The sequence below is a fragment of the Mesorhizobium sp. M4B.F.Ca.ET.089.01.1.1 genome, assembly GCF_004022605.1.
Taxonomy (GTDB): Bacteria; Pseudomonadota; Alphaproteobacteria; order Rhizobiales; family Rhizobiaceae; genus Mesorhizobium; species Mesorhizobium abyssinicae.
Window position 1 is genome coordinate 1 of the sequence record NZ_RZOS01001615.1, and the last position, 380, is coordinate 380.

Consider the following 380-nt stretch of genomic DNA (forward strand, 5'->3'; position numbering starts at 1 on the left):
CTTGTCGACGTAACCGGCGGTGCCGGCCAGGGTACGCTTGACAATTTTCTTCGCGACGAAGCCCAACTCTACCGGTGACGCCGATGATAAAAGGGCTGTCCCAACATCTCCACCGATTTCGACGCGAGCAGCAGGGCACGGCTCTCGTCGAAATGGCGCTGATCGCACCGCTGATGCTTTTATTGTCGGCAGGTGTGTTCGAGTTCGGCAATTTGATCCATAAGAAGCTTCTGATGGAAGCCGGCCTATCAGATGCGGCACGTTTTGCCGCGCGGTGCAACAGTCAATTGTACACCAAGGCCGGGCTGGCGGCGATCGATTGCGCCAACATCGCAACCAACATCGCCGTCTTCGGCAACGCGGCGGGCTCAGGCAATCCA

1 protein-coding gene is annotated in these 380 nt (G+C 58.2%); it reads left to right on the forward strand.

Translation table 11 applies throughout. From position 1 onward, the window contains the following. Window positions 1–83: 83 nt before the first annotated feature. On the forward strand, window positions 84–380 hold a 297-nt coding region (locus EN780_RS38490; RefSeq protein ID WP_133373059.1), incomplete at its 3' end, for a TadE/TadG family type IV pilus assembly protein.